This is a genomic window from Streptomyces sp. NRRL F-5630 (assembly GCF_000719475.1).
Classification (GTDB): domain Bacteria; phylum Actinomycetota; class Actinomycetes; order Streptomycetales; family Streptomycetaceae; genus Streptomyces.
In genome coordinates, this window is record NZ_JOGO01000028.1 from 1 (window position 1) to 16,274 (window position 16,274).

Below are 16,274 nucleotides of genomic sequence, written 5' to 3' on the forward strand. Positions count from 1 at the left end.
GAGGGGGTGCGGGGGTCTCGGTGGGGGATCTACTGCGGTCGGGGTGCCTTCGTCCTTGTTGCCGGGGCGGGGCCTGGCTGTCGGTGGGGCTCGTCGCCAGGGCGGGGAGGGGAGGGGAGGGGTTGGTTGGGGCCCTCGCCGAAGCTTGGGGTGCCGGTTGGGGTTCCTCGCCAAAGCGGGGCGGGGGCGTCGGTTGGGGTCCCTCGCCAGGGCGGGGCGGGGCGTCTCGGCTCGTGCGGGCTCCCCGCCGGGGTGGGGACCTTGGCTACCGGCGGGCGTCTCCTCGTCGCAGTGGGCGCGGCTGGGCTGTCGGCCGGCGTCCGCGCGGCAGCGGGTTGGAGTTGCCGGCTCGGGGGCCCCTCACCGCAGCGGGGCTGAGGTGTGGGCAGGCATCTCCTCGCCCAGGCGGGACCTGGGCCGTCGGCGGCGCCGCCTCGCTGCCTCGCCCCCGCCTTCTCGCCGCGACGGTGCCAGGGCAGCCCCCACCCTCCCTGGGGGGCGACCCCAATACCAGTCTCTCGCACCCCCCACCCGCCCCGCCCCCCACCCCGCCCGATCTGTGGACAACTCCGCAAGATTCTTCACCGGCTCACTCGTTGAGGTGAGCCGCTTTTCGCGCCTCCTTTCCGACCCGCCCTCGAAGGGGTGAAGTCGCAGGCGTCTCGCGGCCCCTGGAGCCCTTTCGTCGCACCACTCGGGAGGGGATATCCACATGCTCGGCCGCAAATACGGTTAATGCCCTCATGTGCGTGTCGCCCGCCAAGCCCCATATTCAGGTGGGTAGTTTGCGCGGACCGATACCGCTATGGATGGGCTGGTCTCTTGCCGATGGCCGTCGAGCCACTGATCGAACTGCGTGACGTCAACAAGTACTACGGGCAGTTGCACGTACTCCGGGACGTCTCGCTCACCGTGCATCGCGGGGAGGTGGTGGTCGTGATCGGTCCCTCCGGGTCCGGCAAGTCCACGCTCTGCCGCACGGTCAACAGGCTGGAGGCGGTCCGGTCCGGCTCCATCCTGCTCGACGGAGAGCCGCTGCCGGACGAGGGCCGAGGTCTCGCCCGGCTGCGGACCGAGGTCGGCATGGTCTTCCAGTCCTTCAACCTCTTCGCGCACAAGACCGTGCTCCAGAACGTCTCGCTCGCGCAGATCAAGGTCCGCCGCCGCAAGCGTGAGGAAGCCGACCGGCGTTCGCGCGAACTCCTCGACCGCGTCGGGCTCGCCCCGCAGGCCGACAAGTACCCCGCACAGCTCTCCGGCGGCCAGCAGCAGCGCGTCGCGATCGCGCGGGCCCTCGCGATGGACCCGAAGGCCCTGCTCTTCGACGAGCCGACCTCCGCGCTCGACCCCGAGATGATCAACGAGGTCCTCGACGTCATGAAACAGCTCGCCGAGTCCGGCATGACGATGGTGGTCGTCACGCACGAGATGGGGTTCGCCCGGTCCGCCGCGGACCGTGTCGTCTTCATGGACGGTGGCCGTATCGTCGAGGACCGCACGCCAGAGGACTTCTTCACCGCCCCGGAGAGCGAGCGTGCCAAGGACTTCCTCTCCAAGATCCTCAAGCACTGAGTGGAGAGGAGCCCCGTCGTGACCAGCACCCCCAGCCCCGGCCCCCACTCCCGCGAGCCCGAGCACCGCCACCTTGGCGCACCTTCGTGCTGCCCCTCCCACAAGCCCGAGCACAGCCACCCCCGCCAGCCCGCGCACCGCCACCCCGACACGTCTGCGTACCGCCACCCCCGCAAGCCCGCTCGCCCCCATCCCCGTGAGCCGCGCCGCCGCTCCCGCGCCGCCGTCCTCCTCCTAGCCCTCCTCTGGCTCCTCGCCGCCGCCTGCGGCAAGGAGGGCAGCCCGCCCGCGAAGGGTCCCAGCGCCGCCGAACTGCCGCGCTACCGCGTGGACACCGGCTTCCGGCTGCCCGCCTCGACGACGTGGCGCAAGGCCAAGGCGCGCGGCCGGCTCGTCGTCGGCGCCAAGGAGGACCAGCCGTACCTGGGCGAGAAGGACCCGGCGAGCGGCAGGTACAGCGGCTTCGACATCGAGATCGCGAAGATGGTCGCGGCAGGTCTCGGCTTCCCCGCGAACCGCGTCACCTTCCGCACCATCGCCTCCGCCAACCGCGAGACCTCGCTCCAGAACGGCCAGATCGACTACTACGTCGGTACGTACACGATCAACGCCAACCGCAAGAAGCTCGTCGGCTTCGCCGGGCCGTACTACATGGCAGGGCAGGGCCTGCTCGTGCGGAAGGACGAGAACGGCATCAAGGGCCCGGCCGATCTCGACGGCAAGCGTGTCTGCTCGGCGGCCGGATCGACCCCGTACCAGCGCATCCAGCACGATTACCCCAAGGCGCACCTCGTGTCGTACGACACGTACTCGATCTGCGTCGACAACCTGCTCACCTACCAGGTCGACGCCGTCACGACCGACGACTCGATCCTGCTCGGCTACGCGGCCAAGGTGCCCGAAGAGCTGAAGGTGGTCGGCAAGCCCTTCTCGAAGGAGCCGTACGGGATCGGCGTGCCCCGCCGGGACAACGCGCTGCGCCTCGCCATCGACGGCATTCTCGCCGCGCGCGAGCGCGACGGCACCTGGAAGAAGGCGTACGACGCGACCCTCGGCCTCTCCGGTGTCCCCGCCCCGAAGCCACCACCGATCGACCGCTACCCGGCCCCCTGACCCGCACGGGTGCCCGCCCCCGGCGAGCGGCACCACGGGGCGCGCCACTCGGCGCGCGAACGGCACCACGCAAGGCCGGGCACCCGCCGGCAAGGCACCGCGCAGAAAGCACCCCCGGACCGCCCATGGACGTACTGACCCAGAACTTCTCCGAATACGGAAAGGGTTTCCTCGGCACACTCGAACTCACCGTCTATGCCTCGCTGCTCGCCCTCGCCCTCGGCTTCGTCATGGCTTCCTTCCGGGTCGCCCCGGTCGGCAGCCTGCGGGCCTTCGGTACCGCGTGGGTCACGGTGCTGCGCAACACACCACTCACGCTGCTCTTCTTCGCCGTGCTGCTCGGCCTGCCACGCTTCGGGCTCGTACTGCCCTTCCAGCTCTTCGCCGTGCTCGCGCTCGGCTGCTACACCTCGGCGTTCATCTGCGAGGCGCTCCGCTCGGGCATCAACACCGTGCCCAAGGGGCAGGGCGAGGCGGCGCGTTCGCTCGGCATGAGCTTCGGCCAGACCCTCACGACGGTGATCCTCCCGCAGGCGTTCCGCTCCGTGATCCCGCCCGTGGGCTCGCAGTTGATCGCCCTCGCGAAGAACTCGGCGATCGCGGGCGCCTTCAGCGTCACCGAACTGCTCGGCACGTACAAGACGCTCAACGAACGCGGCTTCAACATCGTGTGGGTCTTCGTCTGGATCGCCGTCGGCTACCTCATCCTGACCCTCGCCATCAGTGCCCTGTTCAACTACCTCGAACACCGTTGGGGGGTGCCGCGGTGAAGTCCGTCTTCTCGCGTCGCGGCGAGACCGGGGCCAGTGCCCTCTACGACATCCCCGGGCCACGCACCCGCCGCAGGCACGCGCTCTACGGCGTGGCCGCGACCGCGGTGCTCCTCGGCCTCCTCGGCTGGCTCGTCTACCTGCTTTTCGACACCGACCAGTTCACGGCGGCCAAATGGACTCCCTTCGAGTACGTCGGCATCCAGGAGCTACTGCTGCGCGGGCTCGGCAACACGCTGAAAGCCTTCGCGATCTCGGCGGTGCTCGCCCTCGCGCTCGGCACCCTGCTCGCGGTGGGGCGCCTGTCCGAGCACCGCCTCGTCCGCTGGCCCGCGACCACGCTCGTGGAGTTCTTCCGGGCGATGCCGGTCCTCGTGATGATCTTCTTCGTCTTCATCGCGCTGAAGGTCCAGCCCCTGCCCGCCCTCGTCACCGGGCTCACGCTCTACAACGGCTCGGTGCTCGCCGAGGTGTTCCGCTCCGGGATCGCGTCCGTCGACCGCGGCCAGCGGGAGGCGGCGTACGCGCTCGGCATGCGCAAGACGCAGGTCATGGCATACGTGCTGATCCCGCAAGCGGTCCGTGCCATGCTGCCGTCGATCATCAGCCAGCTGGTCGTGGCGCTCAAGGACACCTCGCTGGGCTTCCTGATCACCTATGAGGAGTTCCTCCATGCCGGAAAACTGATCGCGTCCAACCTGGACTACGACCTGCCCTTCATCCCCGTGGTGATGGTCATCTCGCCCGTCTACATCGGGATGTGCATGCTCCTGTCCTGGCTGGCCCGGTGGCTCGCGCGCCGGGAGCGCCGCGACCCCAAGGCCAAGGCGGCCGCGACACCGGAGCCGGGCCCCGGTGCCCCGCTCCAGAACACCGCGTCCCCCGCCCACTGAGGACGAGGGACGCAGAGGGTGGTGTGACCCGTCCGGCGCCAGCCGGGGATCACTGCTCGCGCAGCGGTACCGACAGATACGAGGGGTCGGCCGCCGGCGAGGAGAAGGTCAGCTGCGCGCCGGACGGGTTGTGCTCGACGTAGAGCGGGTCCACCGTGTCCACGACGAGGGCGAGCTTGTGGCCCGCCGGGACGTCGTACGCCGTCGCGAAGAGGTCCACGTCGACGGCGAAGGGCTGCCCCGGGGTGCGGTCGTGGAACGTGTACGGGGCGTGGGTGACGAGTTTGCCGACGCCGAGCGGGCTCACGTCGTAGAGGTACGCGACGAAGGTGCCGTCCGCCTTCGTCGGGGTCACCGTCGTGTGCAGACGCGTCGTGCCGCGTACGTGGCGCTCGCTGCCGTACGCCGACGACTGCCACACCGCTGTCCAGGCGCGCGGAAGGAGCGGAACCGAGACGGTCGGGGGCAGCTTGACGAGCTGGTCGAGCGCGTTGGACAGGAGGGTGATACCACCGTCGGCGCCGGAGTCGAGGTTCGTGGCGATGCGCTGACTGCCGCCGAGGTCGAGCTTCGTGTCGGCCTTGCCGACGTCCTGCCAGCTCGCGTAGTCCTCGTAACCGCCGCCCGAGCGCGAGGAGATGTGCACGGGCGCCTCGTTCTGCACGCCGTTGTCGTCGCCCTTGAGGTAGTGGTCGAGCCAGCGGCGCGTGTCGGTCCAGGTGTCGTTGGGCAGTCCGAGCAGGCCCGTCGCCTCGGACGTCGCGTGGTCACCGGGCCGGAACTCCAGGCGCTTGGGCCCGGCGAGCTTGGAGAAGAAGTCGGCGTACTGGTTGGGAGGGAAGAACGAGTCGCCCCACGCGTTGCCGAGGAAGACCGCGGGTTTGTTGCGGTTGATGCCGTCGAGATACGTCGAGGGGGAGCGGACCTTCCCCCACGCGATCATCTCGTCCTCCTTGGCCAGGTTCGAGCCGAGGAAGTCCTTCAGGATCTGCTGGAACTCGGCGCTCGGCCGTCCGGTGAGGTAGCCGAGGCCGCCGAGGAGCGCGCCCGCCATGGCGTGCTGGGTGCGACCGCTGTAGATCGAGTCGATGAGGTCGCCCCACCCGCTCAGCGCGGCGACCGCCTTGATGCGGGGATCGTGGCCCGCCGCGAGCAGGCTGATCCCCGCCCCGTACGAGACCCCGGCCATGCCGATGCGGTCGGCGTCGGCGGACGTGTGGGCGAGCGCCCAGTCGATGACGGCCGAGGCGTCCGCGACGTCCTTCGGGCCGCCGACCTCGATCTCGCCGCCGGACTGGAGGAAGCCGCGCGAGTTGTACGTGACGACGACGTAGCCCGTCTCGGCGAGCTTCTGCGCCTGTGCCAGGTATTCGACCTGCGGTGTCGACCAGCTCGTCGGCAGGACGACGAGGGGATAGGTGCGGCTCGTGTCGGCCGGGGCGACGACGTTGCCCTTGAGGACGGTGCCGCCGTCACCGGGGATGTCGGCGAAGCGGACGGTCGGCGCGGCGGCGGAGGCGGCGGGGGCCGCGACGGCTCCTGCGGCGGCCGGCCCGGTGAGCAGGAGCGCCGCCGCGAGGACGGCGAGCGTGGGGGAGGAGCGGGGGGCGCGCATGGGTCACCTTTCGGCAAGGGTGAGCGACGCGGTGAGGACCGCTAAGTGACCCGACGGTAACCGGAGGTGCTTACCGGAGGTAACCGGTTGGCATGTTACGCGCGAGTAACGATTGCGTGCGGGCGGGTGCGCGCGGAAGAGCGCGGAGGACGGCGGCGACCTCGGGGGTCTCGGCGGCGGTCCGGGCACGCACGGAAAGGCGCCCCCGGGCCCGTACGGACCGGGGGCGCCGCGCGGCGCGTGCCGCTCAGGCCGCCCGCGCCTCGTCCGGAGCCGGCCCAGCCCCGCCCTTGCGCACCGACGTCTGGAGCGACTCGTCCCCCATGTCCACGACCACCGTGTCCCCCGGGTCCGCCTCACCGCCGAGGAGCAGATCGGCGATGCGGTTGTCCAGCTCCGCCTGGAGCGTGCGGCGCAGGGGCCGCGCACCGAACTCCGGCCGCGTGCCGTGCGCGACGAGCAGCTTCTTCGCCGCGGGGGTGATCTCCAGGCCGAGACCCTGGGCGCGCACCCGCCGCTCGCTGCGCTCCAGGAGCAGGTCGAGGATCGAGGTCAGCTCGGTGTCGCCGAGGCTGTGGAAGATGATGACCTCGTCCACGCGGTTGAGGAACTCCGGCAGGAAACGGGACCGCAGGTCCTCCATCAGCTCGTCCTTGATGCCGCTGATGTCGCCGTGGTGATTGAGGATGCGCTGCGCGCCGATGTTCGACGTCATGATGATGACGGTGTGCCGGAAATCGACGGTGCGGCCCTGCGCGTCGGTGAGCCGTCCGTCGTCGAGGACCTGGAGCAACGTGTTGAAGACGTCCGGGTGCGCCTTCTCGACCTCGTCGAAGAGCAGCACGCTGTACGGGCTGCGGCGCACCTTCTCGGTGAGCTGCCCCGCCTCCTCGTGCCCGACGTATCCGGGCGGGGCGCCGACGAGCCGCGAGATCGTGTGCTTCTCCTGGAACTCGCTCATGTCGAAGCGCACCATGCGGTTCTCGTCGCCGAAGAGCAACTCCGCGAGTGCCTTCGCGAGTTCGGTCTTGCCGACCCCGGTGGGGCCGAGGAAGAGGAAGGAGCCGACGGGCCGGTCCGGATCGCCCATCCCGGCCCGGTTGCGGCGCACCGCCTGCGCGACAGCGGTCACCGCCTCCTCCTGCCCGACGACGCGTGAGTGCAGCGCCTCCTCCAGCTTCATGAGCTTCTGCTTCTCGTCCTCGGTGAGCTGCGCGACCGGGATGCCGGTACGGTGCGAGAGGACCTCCGCGATGTCGGCGACCGTCACCTCGCGCACGCCCTCGCGCCGCTCGGCGATCCCGTCCAGCTCCGCGCGCGCCGTCCCGATCTCCCGTTTGAGGCCGTCCGCCCGCTCGAAGTCCTCGGCCGCGACCGCCTGGTCCTTCTCGCGGCCCAGCTTCGCGAGCCGGTCCTCCAGCTCCGTCGCCTCCGTCGAGCCACCGAGCGAGCGCAGCCGGACGCGCGCCCCCGCCGTGTCGATGAGGTCGATCGCCTTGTCGGGCAGGAAGCGGTCCGTGACGTAGCGGTCCGACAGCTCGGCGGCCCCGGCGAGCGCCTCGTCGGTGAAACGCACCTGGTGGTGTGCCTCGTACGTGTCGCGCAGCCCCTGAAGGATCTGCACCGTCTCCTCGACGCTCGGCTCGGAGACCATCACCGGCTGGAAGCGGCGTTCGAGTGCCGCGTCCTTCTCGATGTTCTTGCGGTACTCGTCGATCGTCGTCGCACCGACCACGTGCAGCTCGCCGCGCGCGAGCGCCGGCTTGAGGATGTTGCCCGCGTCCATCGCGCCCTCGCCGCCCGCGCCCGCGCCGACGACGGTGTGCAACTCGTCGATGAAGAGGATCGTCGAGTCCTGGGCCGCGCGGACCTCGTCGATGACCTTCTTCAGCCGCTCCTCGAACTCACCCCGGTACTTGGAGCCCGCGACGAGCCCCGGCAGGTCGAGCGCGACGACGCGCCGGTCCTTGAGCGTCTTCGGCACGTCACCGCTCACGACGCGCTGCGCGATGCCCTCGACGATCGCGGTCTTGCCGACGCCCGGCTCGCCGATGAGCACGGGATTGTTCTTCGAGCGCCGCGAGAGGACCTCGACGGTTTGCTCGATCTCCTCCGCGCGCCCCACCACGGGGTCGAGCCGGCCGGCCTTCGCCTCCTCGGTGAGGTCGCGACCGTACTCGTCGAGCGTCGGGGTGGCACTCTCCTCACGGCCCGCACCGCCCTGCCGCCCCGCAGCCGCCCCCGCGGCCCGCTCGCCGCCGCCACGCCCGGCCTCCGCGCGTATCTGCTCCGCGTCGGCGCCGCTGTCGCCGAGCACCCGCTCGACGGCTGGGGACGAGCCGTCGACCAGGCTCGCGAGGATGTGCTCCGGGCCGATGTACGAGACCCCCGCGGCCTGCGAGCGCGCGTGCGCGTCGATCAGTACCCGCTTCGCCGCGGGCGTGAGCCCCGGCTCGGCGGAGGGCACCGCGCTCTCACCGGGCAGCACCCGCGCGAGCCGCTCCGCGAGCGCCTCGGGGTCGGCTCCGGCCCGCGCCAGCAGTGAACGGGTCGGCTCCACCTGCGTCGCCGCCCACAACAGGTGCTCCGTGTCCAGGTCCGGGCTCCCGTCCCGCTCCGCCCGCCGGGACGCCCGCGCGAGCAGTTCACGCGCCGAGTCGCTCAGCAGCCGCCCGATCGGCACCCGCTGCACGGCGGGCGGCGAGGAGCCGGGGGACATCCCGAAGAAACGGTTGAGTAGATCCGAGAAGGGGTCCTGGCCGCCGAGGGACCCGAAGGACGACAGTGACATAGGCGCTCCCTGTGAACGGCACGCACGGATGCCGAGGCATGTGCCCTGCGTGGACGTGTCCTACTACGGGCGCATTCGCCCCCACTACCGAAACACCGCCGCATGGGGGACGCAAGCGGGGCGGCCCCGGCCCCGGACGGACGACCGCCGGTTTTCCGCGCGTGTCCCGGCCGGGCAGGGCGGTGCCGCCCGGCAGGAGCGGCAACGCGGCGAGCCGTACGAGGGCGCGAGCGGGTGCGGCCATCGCGCCCGGCGGTCGGCAGGGGGTGCGTTGCCGCTCCGGCGATCCCGGCACGCGCTCCTTCCGCCCGCGCGGCGGCCCGAGGGACCGTCCCCTACGGCACCTCGCCACCACTTGGCGATACGACGACGACCCCACCGCACTCGGTCACGCCGACGGCCGGTGTCACGCCTCCGCGGCGTCCACGGGGGCCGTCTCCGGGGGAGCCCCGGCGCGGGTCATCGCCGCGCGCGTGACGTCGCCGATCAGTTCGACGACGTCGGGGCCGTACGCCGCCGAGTTCACGACCCGCAGCAGCAGGACGAAGGAGTCGCGGCGGTAGCGGCGGCGCAGGCGCTCCTGGTGGGTCACGAGGTAGCGCGCCGCCGCCTGGTTGTTCACCGAGCGCTGCCCGCACAGGAGGAACACCGGACGCGTCAGTTCCTCGCGCCCCGTCGTGAGCCGCGCGAGCAGGACGTACTCGGACCGGCCGCGGTCGAGCGCGTACCGCTCGCCGTCGATGACGAACGCGTTGCGCTCGGGACTGGGGTCGCTCTCCACCCGTATCCCGGGGAGCAGGGCGGCCAGGTGCGCGGCCGTCCGGCGGTTCGAGTACGGGCCGCCCACGCAGAACTCCGCCAGTTCGCCGAAGCCCCGCCTGGCCTCGTCGTGGGCGAGGACCTGCGCACGTGCCCCGCACTCCTTGATCAGTGCCGCGAGTTCGAGCAGCGCGTACGCGTCGAAGCGGGCGACGGCGAAGTCCGGGCCACCCGCGTCCTTGTTCACCACGAGCAGCGCCTCGCTGTGCGCGGGCAGCCCGAAGAACTCCCTGGTACGGCCGAGGCGTCGGCGCGCGAGGAAGGCGCGCGCCGACCAGGCGAGCGCGGCGCTGAGGGCCGAGGCGAGGAGGCCGAGCAGGATGTCGCGTACGTCGTCCGTCATGGCGCGCGATCGTACTGGCTCGGAGGTCCAACAGGCTGGCGAACGGCGCGGGTTGGAGTCTCTCCGCGCACCGCCGGGAGGCGGGGTGGTGCGGTGGCGGTCCCGTGTGCGTGCTGGTGGTGGGGTGCGGTTTCCCCTGGCGTCCTGGTGGTGGCGCGGGTGTCAAGTTAGTCTGCTGGGACGGCTGTTCACTGGAGGAAAGACCGGATGTCACATTCCGCGGCGCGGCGCGTCGGGCGTCGCCGCACCTTCTCGTACTTGTCCCTGACCGCCGTTGTCGCCGGGGCGCTCAGTCTCGGCGCGGCGCCACCGCGGCACGGTTCCCCGGAGCCTCCCGCGAAGACCCCCGTCGCCACCGGCTGGGGCGGGGCCGTGGCGAGCGTCGACGCGGACGCGAGCGCCGCCGGGATCGAGGTGCTGCGCAAGGGCGGCAACGCCGTCGACGCGGCCGTCGCGACCGCCGCCGCGCTCGGCGTCACCGAGCCCTACTCCTCGGGCATCGGCGGGGGCGGCTACTTCGTCTACTACGACGCCCGCACCCACCGCGTCCACACCCTCGACGGCCGCGAGACCGCGCCCCGCGCCGCCGACAAGGACCTCTTCGTCGAGAACGGCAAACCGCTCGCCTTCGCCGACGCGGTCACGAGCGGCCTGAGCGTCGGCACCCCCGGCACCCCCGCGACCTGGGACGAGGCGCTCCGCTCCTGGGGCCGCAAGTCCACCCGCGACGTCCTCGCGCCCGCGACCCGCCTGGCGCGCCAGGGCTTCACCGTCGACGACACCTTCCGCCAGCAGACCGCCGACAACGCCGCCCGCTTCCGGGACTTCCCGGCGAGCGCGAAGCTCTTCCTGCCCGGCGGCGAGCCCCCGGCGGTCGGCACCACCCTCAAGAACCCGGACCTGGCCCGTACCTACGACGAACTCTCCCGCAAGGGACTCCGCTCGCTGTACGGCGGTGCCCTCGCCCGGGACATCGTGCGCACCGCCACCCACCCGCCGCTCGCGCCCGGCTCGACCCGCGACGCGCGCCCCGGCAAGCTCGCGCTCGCCGACCTGCGCGCCTACGACGTCAAGCACCAGGCCCCGACCCGTACCGGCTACCGCGGCCTCGACGTCTACTCGATCGCGCCCTCCTCCTCCGGCGGCACGACCGTCGGCGAGGCGCTGAACATCCTGGAGAACGACAAGCTCGGCACGCTCTCGCAGGAGCAGTACCTGCACCACTACATCGAGGCGAGCCGCATCGCCTTCGCCGACCGGGGCCGCTGGGTGGGCGATCCGAGCAGCCAGGACGTGCCGACGAAGGAACTCCTCTCGCAGCGCTTCGCGGACTCGCGCGCCTGCCTGATCCAGGACGACGCGGTTCTGAAGAGCCCGCTCGCCCCCGCCGACCCGCGCCACCCCGGCAAGGGCTGCGCGCCCGCGGGCAAGGGCCTCGACACGACGTACGAGGGGGAGAACACGACGCACCTGACGACCGCCGACCGCTGGGGCAACGTCGTCTCGTACACCCTGACCATCGAGCAGACCGGCGGCAGCGGGATCACTGTGCCGGGGCGCGGCTTCCTGCTCAACAACGAGCTGACCGACTTCTCCTTCACGCAGGCGAACCCCGCCGTGCCCGACCCGAACCTGCCGGGCCCGGGCAAGCGCCCGCGCTCCTCCATCTCCCCGACGATCGTCCTCGACCGGCACGGCGAGCCCGTCGTCGCCCTCGGCTCGCCGGGCGGAGCGACGATCATCACGACCGTGCTCCAGACCCTCACCGGCTACGTCGACCGGGGCCTCCCGCTCGTCGACGCGATCGCGGCGCCCCGCGCGAGCCAGCGCAACGCCGCGGCGACCGAACTCGAACCCGGGCTGTACGACAGCGCGTTGCGCGGCAAGCTGGAGGCGATCGGGCACACGTTCACGCAGGTGCCGGAGATCGGCGCGGCGACCGGGATCGAGCGCCTGAAGGACGGCCGCTGGCGGGCCGCCGCCGAGCCCGTACGGCGCGGGGGCGGCAGCGCGATGGTGGTCACACCGACGCGGTAGGCGTTGCGTGAGGTGACGGGCGGCCGGGGCCCGCGAAGGGCGCCGGCCGCCCGTGGCACGTCCGCGCTTCTCGGGGCCCGGCCCCGTCTGCCGTGCCGAACGCCCCGGATCAGGCGCGCGTGCTCCCGGTCCCGTGCGCAAGCGGCGTCCCCCCGAGCGAGGCCGTGCCCGGGGCTACAGCGCCGTGAGGATCTGCGGGCCCTCCTCCGTCACCGCCACCGTGTGCTCCACGTGTGCGGCGCGGGAGCCGTCGTTGGTGCGCAGGGTCCAGCCGTCGGGGTCCGGGTGGTAGCCGTCGGTGCCGCCCGCGACGACCATCGGCTCGATGGCGATGACGAGCCCCGGGCGGAGCACCATGCCGCGCCCCGGCCGCCCCTCGTTGGGCACGCCCGGGTCCTCGTGCATCGCGCGGCCCACACCGTGCCCGCCGAAGTCCTCGGGGATGCCGTACCCCTCCGCCCGGCACACCGTGCTCACCGCGTAGCCGATGTCGCCGATCCGCGCGCCCACCTTCGCCGCCTCGATCCCGGCGGCGAGCGCGCGCTCCGCCGTCGCGATGAGCTTGACGTCCTCGGGGCGCGGCGTCCCCACCGTGAAGCTGATCGCCGAGTCCCCGGCCCAGCCCCCGAGGAGCGCCCCGAAGTCCGCGCTCACGAGGTCGCCGTCGCGCAACGGCTCGTCGCCCGGGATGCCGTGCACGATCGCGTCGTTGACCGAGATGATGAGCGTCGCGGGGAACGGGACCGGGGCGAAGTGCGGGTGGTAGTTCAGGAACGGCGAGTCCGCCCCCGCCTCCCGCAGCACCTCGCGTGCCACCTCGTCCAGCTCGCGCGGCCGCACACCTGGCGCGGCGGCCTCCCGCACGGCGTGCAGGCCCCGGGCCACCACCCGCCCGGCTTCGCGCATCTCAAGAATCTCGGCTGCTGTCTTCCTTCGCACCATGCCAATTACTATACCGAGATTCTTATACCGGTCGCGCACGCCCGGTCAGCGGCCCGGACCCACCCGCCCCGGGGTCGTCCTGATCGCGCCCCTCCGTACGCCGCGCGGGCCCCGTAGAATCGCCGTATGGTCCGAACACCGCTCACTCCCGAGGAACGCGCCCGCGGCGAACGGCTCGGGGCGCTCCTCCGGGACGCGCGCGGCGGGCGCAGCATGGCCGAGGTCGCCATCGAGGCGGGCATCTCCGCCGAGACCCTCCGCAAGATCGAGACCGGGCGGGCGCCCACGCCCGCCTTCTTCACCGTGGCGGCGCTCGCCCGCGCCCTGGAGCTGTCGCTCGACGCCATCGAAGAGGCGTGCGGCACCGCTCCCCTCACCGCGGCGAGCTGACGCCGTCTCGCGCGACTCCGCTCCCGCACGGCCGGGGCCCGGACCGTGCGGGGGCTCAGGCTGAGGCCGCCTGCCGGAGCGAGGCGACCAGCGCGCGCTCGAAGCGCGTACGCGTCTCCGCGTCGAGCAGCCCGAGCGACAGGTACGGGTTGTGGTCCTCCAGCTCGACGAGCAGCAGTTGCCCCTCCCGTGTGCGGCACGCGTCCACGCGCTGGATGCCGTACGGCAGGGCGTTCCACTCGACGAAGCGGCGCGCGACGGCGAGATCCGCCGCGCTCGGGCGGTAGGGGGCCAGCTCCCAGCGGCGCGCGGGGTCCGAGGCGTACAACGCGTACTGGAACACCCCGTCCACGAAGGTGAAGGAGACCTCGTACCGGAACGGGACGTACGGCTGGACGAGCGTGCGCGGGTCGGGGGTGCGGGCGGCGAGCGCGGCCGGGTCGAGGTGCGCCAGGCCCACCGAGTCCGCGCCGTCGACCGGCTTGACGACGTAGGAGCCGGACGCGGGCAGGTCGCCGGGGGCCGTGTCGCCCGCGTACGTCGGGATGACGGGCAGGCCCGCGCGCGTCAGTCCGACGAGGTATCCCTTGCCCGCCATGTCGGCGCGGCCCGTGAGCGGGTTGTGGACGGGGATGCCGCGCCGCAGCGCCTCGGCGCGGAACTCCGCGTAGGCGGCGCGGTAATGGAGGACGGGGCCGCTGTTGCGGACGAGCACGGCGTCGAAGCCGTCCATGAGGCGGGCGGCGTCGCGCGGGTCGCACAGGGCGAGCGGGAAGTCGGCGCGCAGGCGGGCCGACAGCTCCAGGTCCTCGTCGGCGTAGCGGCGTCCCGCCGCCCGGTAGGCGAGGTCGGTCACGTAGAGCAGTCGCGGCGGGCGCCGGGCCATGGGGAGTCAGTCCTCGTGCCCGCGACGGACCGGCGTGTCGTCGGGGGAACCACCGCCGTGCGAGCGGCTCATCTCGATACGCAGCGGGACGGCGACGCAGACGACCGCCGCGGTGAGGAGGAGGCCGAGCACGAGGAGCCAGTCGAGTCCGGGTAGCCAGACGCCGGCCCGGACCCACCCGTCGTGCTGCGTCATCCTGTGCGACTCCTCCGTCATGCCCCGCGCGGGGTTCTCCTGCCCCGCCCCGACGGCGCCACGCCTCTCCGCCGACGGAGACCACCATGCTCCGCGACGCCCGGTAACCGGAAACCGGGGCGGGGGACTCGCCCCGGTACGCCACGAAGATCACGTCGAGGCTGGGGCCGTGGCCGTGGCGGGTGTCCCCGCTCGGGCGGCGGGGTCTCGGGGCGGACGCGGGTACGTACGGCCGGTCGGCCGCGCGCCCTGCTCCCCCCCGCGTCACTCCGTCGCTCCCCGAAAAGCCCGTGTAGCGACCGCGTAACACGGGGGGTGTTTCCTTCCGCACCAAAGGACGCCGCAGCGGGAGCGGGGCACGCGTGATGGGACAACTTCCCTTAGGGGCCGAACAGTTCGAGAACCCCGGGGAGCGGGACCCGGTCGCGGAGTTCGCGCGCGCCTTCGGTGAGTTGCTCGCGGGGCTCGACCCGGGCGACGGCTGGTGCCAGGTCTTCTGGGCCCGCGATCCCCAGGGGCTGCGGGCCTGCGTGGACGGCACGGAGACGCCGCCGTGGGACGTCGTCGAAGCGCTCGTCGAGGACCACGTGACGCGCGCGGCGCCGGGGACGGAGCCGCGGCAGGCCGCCGCCGGACTGCGTCCGGCGTATCTGGCCGCCCTCGCCGGACGCGACGCCCGCCCCGGTGCGGCCGGGGAACTCGCCCGCCGCCTCCCCGGCATGGTGCGCGCACGCGAGCGCGCCGCCAGGCGCGTCACCGACCTCGAACGCGGACTCGTGGGAGCGGACGGCCCTGCGGCGGCCCACCTGCACGGGCACCTCGCCTGGGCGCGCGACGACCTGTGGCGCGCGGAGGCCCGCTGCGCCGAACTCGCCGACAGGCTCGCGCGCGTGCGACCGGGGGAGGGGCACGGGGTGCCGGGCGGCCCCGCGCCCGAGTCGCCGCCCACCGGGCGGCGGCCCGCCGGGGCGGACGCCCCGCGACGCGAGGCACCCTCGTACGGAGGCGCCCCCGATCCCGACCCGGACCCCCCGGAGCCGCGCCCCGCTCCCCGGCGCGAGCCCGCGCCGGGCGGCACGGCGAAGCCCGTCAAGTCCACGCCCAGGAGCAGGCGTTCGGCTCGTTTCGCCGGTGTGGACGACGCGCTCGTGGGGCCCGGCAGTGTGCTGCCGCCGCGCGCGGCGCCGCCTGTGGCGGCGGCGGGGACGGGGGAGGCGCCCACGGGGGCGCGGTTCGCCGGGAGCGCGGCGCACGGGGCCCGCGAGGCGGCCGCGCCGGACGCGGAAGGGATGCGGCGGTCCGGGGAACTCCTCAGCCTGCTGGGTCACGTGCGCGCCGAGGGGCGTGAGGGCGAGGCGCATCTGCTTCTCGTGGACGCGGCGCACTGGCCGCCCGCCCACGTGTGCGCGCTCGGCTCCCGCCTGGCCGCCGACGGGCTCGCCGCCGACTGGAGCACCGTGCTGTGGGAGGCCGCCGCGCTCCCGCTGCCGCCCCTGACCGCGCTCGCGACCGCGCTGGAGGCGGCCGGGCACCGTGCCGACGCAGCGCGCATCCTGCGGCAGGGCGTCGTACGGCCGCTCCGGGAGGTCGCCGCCGCTCTCGCGGACCCCGCCGTCACCGGCGTGCCGGGCGCGCTCGACCGCCTCGCCGTGTCCTGCGTGACCGCCCGCAGTGCCGAGGACGTGGCCCGCATCGCCGCCTCCGCGCCCGGCACCCTCACGGCACCCCTCCTCGCGGCTGCCGCCCGCACCTCCGACCTGTGCCACGAGGCACTGACGCACGCGCTGAGAGTGGCAGGGGTGGCCGGGGGCTGACGGGTGGAGGCGACCCGGCCCGGGCACCGGCCCCCTGCCGCCCCCTGCCCCGCACCTCGTCCCCCGGCCGGGCGCCTCACCCCCGGCCAGGTAC

General features: G+C 73.0%; 13 protein-coding genes. 7 read left to right on the forward strand and 6 right to left on the reverse strand.

The annotated features are described in order from the left end of the window. Positions 1-828 precede the first annotated feature (828 nt). The 4 genes from IF99_RS0115225 (at position 829) to IF99_RS0115240 (ending at position 4,348) form a co-directional block, all read left to right on the forward strand. Entirely contained in the window at positions 829-1,572 is a 744-nt protein-coding gene (locus IF99_RS0115225) for an amino acid ABC transporter ATP-binding protein (RefSeq protein ID WP_030997024.1), read from the forward strand. 18 nt (positions 1,573-1,590) lie between these two features. Further along, positions 1,591-2,685: a glutamate ABC transporter substrate-binding protein gene (locus tag IF99_RS0115230; protein WP_234340711.1), complete on the forward strand. Its 1,095-nt coding sequence runs from the start codon at positions 1,591-1,593 to the stop codon at positions 2,683-2,685. Positions 2,686-2,810: 125 nt separating this feature from the next. Beyond that, the gene (locus IF99_RS0115235; protein WP_030997026.1) at positions 2,811-3,455 is read left to right on the forward strand and encodes an amino acid ABC transporter permease; all 645 of its coding nucleotides are present in this window, start codon (positions 2,811-2,813) and stop codon (positions 3,453-3,455) included. Then, the gene (locus IF99_RS0115240) at positions 3,452-4,348 is read left to right on the forward strand and encodes an amino acid ABC transporter permease (RefSeq protein WP_030997027.1); all 897 of its coding nucleotides are present in this window, start codon (positions 3,452-3,454) and stop codon (positions 4,346-4,348) included. The genes IF99_RS0115235 and IF99_RS0115240 overlap by 4 nt, the downstream gene beginning before the upstream one ends. A 49-nt stretch (positions 4,349-4,397) precedes the next feature. Here the strand turns inward: IF99_RS0115240 and IF99_RS0115245 are convergent, their stop codons facing one another. The 3 genes from IF99_RS0115245 to IF99_RS0115255 form a co-directional block, all read right to left on the reverse strand. Next, positions 4,398-5,963, reverse strand: a complete 1,566-nt coding sequence (locus IF99_RS0115245) for an alpha/beta fold hydrolase (protein WP_030997028.1) — start codon at positions 5,961-5,963, stop codon at positions 4,398-4,400. 247 nt (positions 5,964-6,210) lie between these two features. Continuing rightward, entirely contained in the window at positions 6,211-8,754 is a 2,544-nt protein-coding gene (locus IF99_RS0115250) for an ATP-dependent Clp protease ATP-binding subunit (protein ID WP_030997029.1), read from the reverse strand. A gap of 406 nt (positions 8,755-9,160) precedes the next feature. After that, positions 9,161-9,916, reverse strand: coding sequence for a hypothetical protein (locus tag IF99_RS0115255; RefSeq protein ID WP_030997030.1), 756 nt, complete (start codon positions 9,914-9,916; stop codon positions 9,161-9,163). A 207-nt stretch (positions 9,917-10,123) separates the two neighbouring features. Between IF99_RS0115255 and ggt the strand changes: the two genes are divergently transcribed. Then, positions 10,124-11,953 carry a gamma-glutamyltransferase gene (gene ggt / locus IF99_RS0115260; RefSeq protein WP_051703513.1) on the forward strand — a complete coding sequence of 610 codons (1,830 nt, stop codon included), beginning with the start codon at positions 10,124-10,126 and terminating at the stop codon, positions 11,951-11,953. 174 nt (positions 11,954-12,127) lie between these two features. Here ggt and map read toward each other — a convergent pair whose 3' ends face one another. Then, complete coding sequence (gene map, locus IF99_RS0115265; protein ID WP_030997032.1) at positions 12,128-12,895, reverse strand: type I methionyl aminopeptidase; 768 nt, start codon at positions 12,893-12,895, stop codon at positions 12,128-12,130. A 126-nt stretch (positions 12,896-13,021) separates the two neighbouring features. Here map and IF99_RS0115270 point away from each other — a divergent pair, with 126 nt between their 5' ends. Continuing rightward, on the forward strand, positions 13,022-13,285 hold the full coding sequence (locus IF99_RS0115270; RefSeq protein ID WP_030997033.1) for a helix-turn-helix domain-containing protein: 264 nt from the start codon (positions 13,022-13,024) through the stop codon (positions 13,283-13,285). A gap of 55 nt (positions 13,286-13,340) precedes the next feature. Here the strand turns inward: IF99_RS0115270 and IF99_RS0115275 are convergent, their stop codons facing one another. Together IF99_RS0115275 and IF99_RS0115280 are read right to left on the reverse strand one after the other, a co-directional pair. Continuing rightward, positions 13,341-14,171 carry a hypothetical protein gene (locus IF99_RS0115275; protein WP_030997034.1) on the reverse strand — a complete coding sequence of 277 codons (831 nt, stop codon included), beginning with the start codon at positions 14,169-14,171 and terminating at the stop codon, positions 13,341-13,343. A gap of 6 nt (positions 14,172-14,177) precedes the next feature. Further along, positions 14,178-14,366, reverse strand: a complete 189-nt coding sequence (locus IF99_RS0115280) for a hypothetical protein (RefSeq protein WP_030997035.1) — start codon at positions 14,364-14,366, stop codon at positions 14,178-14,180. A gap of 365 nt (positions 14,367-14,731) precedes the next feature. Here IF99_RS0115280 and IF99_RS0115285 point away from each other — a divergent pair, with 365 nt between their 5' ends. After that, on the forward strand, positions 14,732-16,180 hold the full coding sequence (locus IF99_RS0115285; protein ID WP_030997036.1) for a hypothetical protein: 1,449 nt from the start codon (positions 14,732-14,734) through the stop codon (positions 16,178-16,180). The last annotated feature ends 94 nt before the right edge of the window (positions 16,181-16,274 follow it).

What these genes read in the sequence shown, in the direction of transcription:
- IF99_RS0115225 (WP_030997024.1), top strand. Translation starts at nt 829, where the DNA reads ATGGCCGTCGAGCCACTGATCGAACTGCGTGACGTCAACAAGTACTAC.
- IF99_RS0115235 (WP_030997026.1), top strand. Translation starts at nt 2,811, where the DNA reads ATGGACGTACTGACCCAGAACTTCTCCGAATACGGAAAGGGTTTCCTC.
- IF99_RS0115245 (WP_030997028.1), bottom strand. Translation starts at nt 5,963, where the DNA reads ATGCGCGCCCCCCGCTCCTCCCCCACGCTCGCCGTCCTCGCGGCGGCG.
- IF99_RS0115250 (WP_030997029.1), bottom strand. Translation starts at nt 8,754, where the DNA reads ATGTCACTGTCGTCCTTCGGGTCCCTCGGCGGCCAGGACCCCTTCTCG.
- IF99_RS0115255 (WP_030997030.1), bottom strand. Translation starts at nt 9,916, where the DNA reads ATGACGGACGACGTACGCGACATCCTGCTCGGCCTCCTCGCCTCGGCC.
- ggt (WP_051703513.1), top strand. Translation starts at nt 10,124, where the DNA reads ATGTCACATTCCGCGGCGCGGCGCGTCGGGCGTCGCCGCACCTTCTCG.
- map (WP_030997032.1), bottom strand. Translation starts at nt 12,895, where the DNA reads ATGGTGCGAAGGAAGACAGCAGCCGAGATTCTTGAGATGCGCGAAGCC.
- IF99_RS0115270 (WP_030997033.1), top strand. Translation starts at nt 13,022, where the DNA reads ATGGTCCGAACACCGCTCACTCCCGAGGAACGCGCCCGCGGCGAACGG.
- IF99_RS0115275 (WP_030997034.1), bottom strand. Translation starts at nt 14,171, where the DNA reads ATGGCCCGGCGCCCGCCGCGACTGCTCTACGTGACCGACCTCGCCTAC.
- IF99_RS0115280 (WP_030997035.1), bottom strand. Translation starts at nt 14,366, where the DNA reads ATGACGCAGCACGACGGGTGGGTCCGGGCCGGCGTCTGGCTACCCGGA.
- IF99_RS0115285 (WP_030997036.1), top strand. Translation starts at nt 14,732, where the DNA reads ATGGGACAACTTCCCTTAGGGGCCGAACAGTTCGAGAACCCCGGGGAG.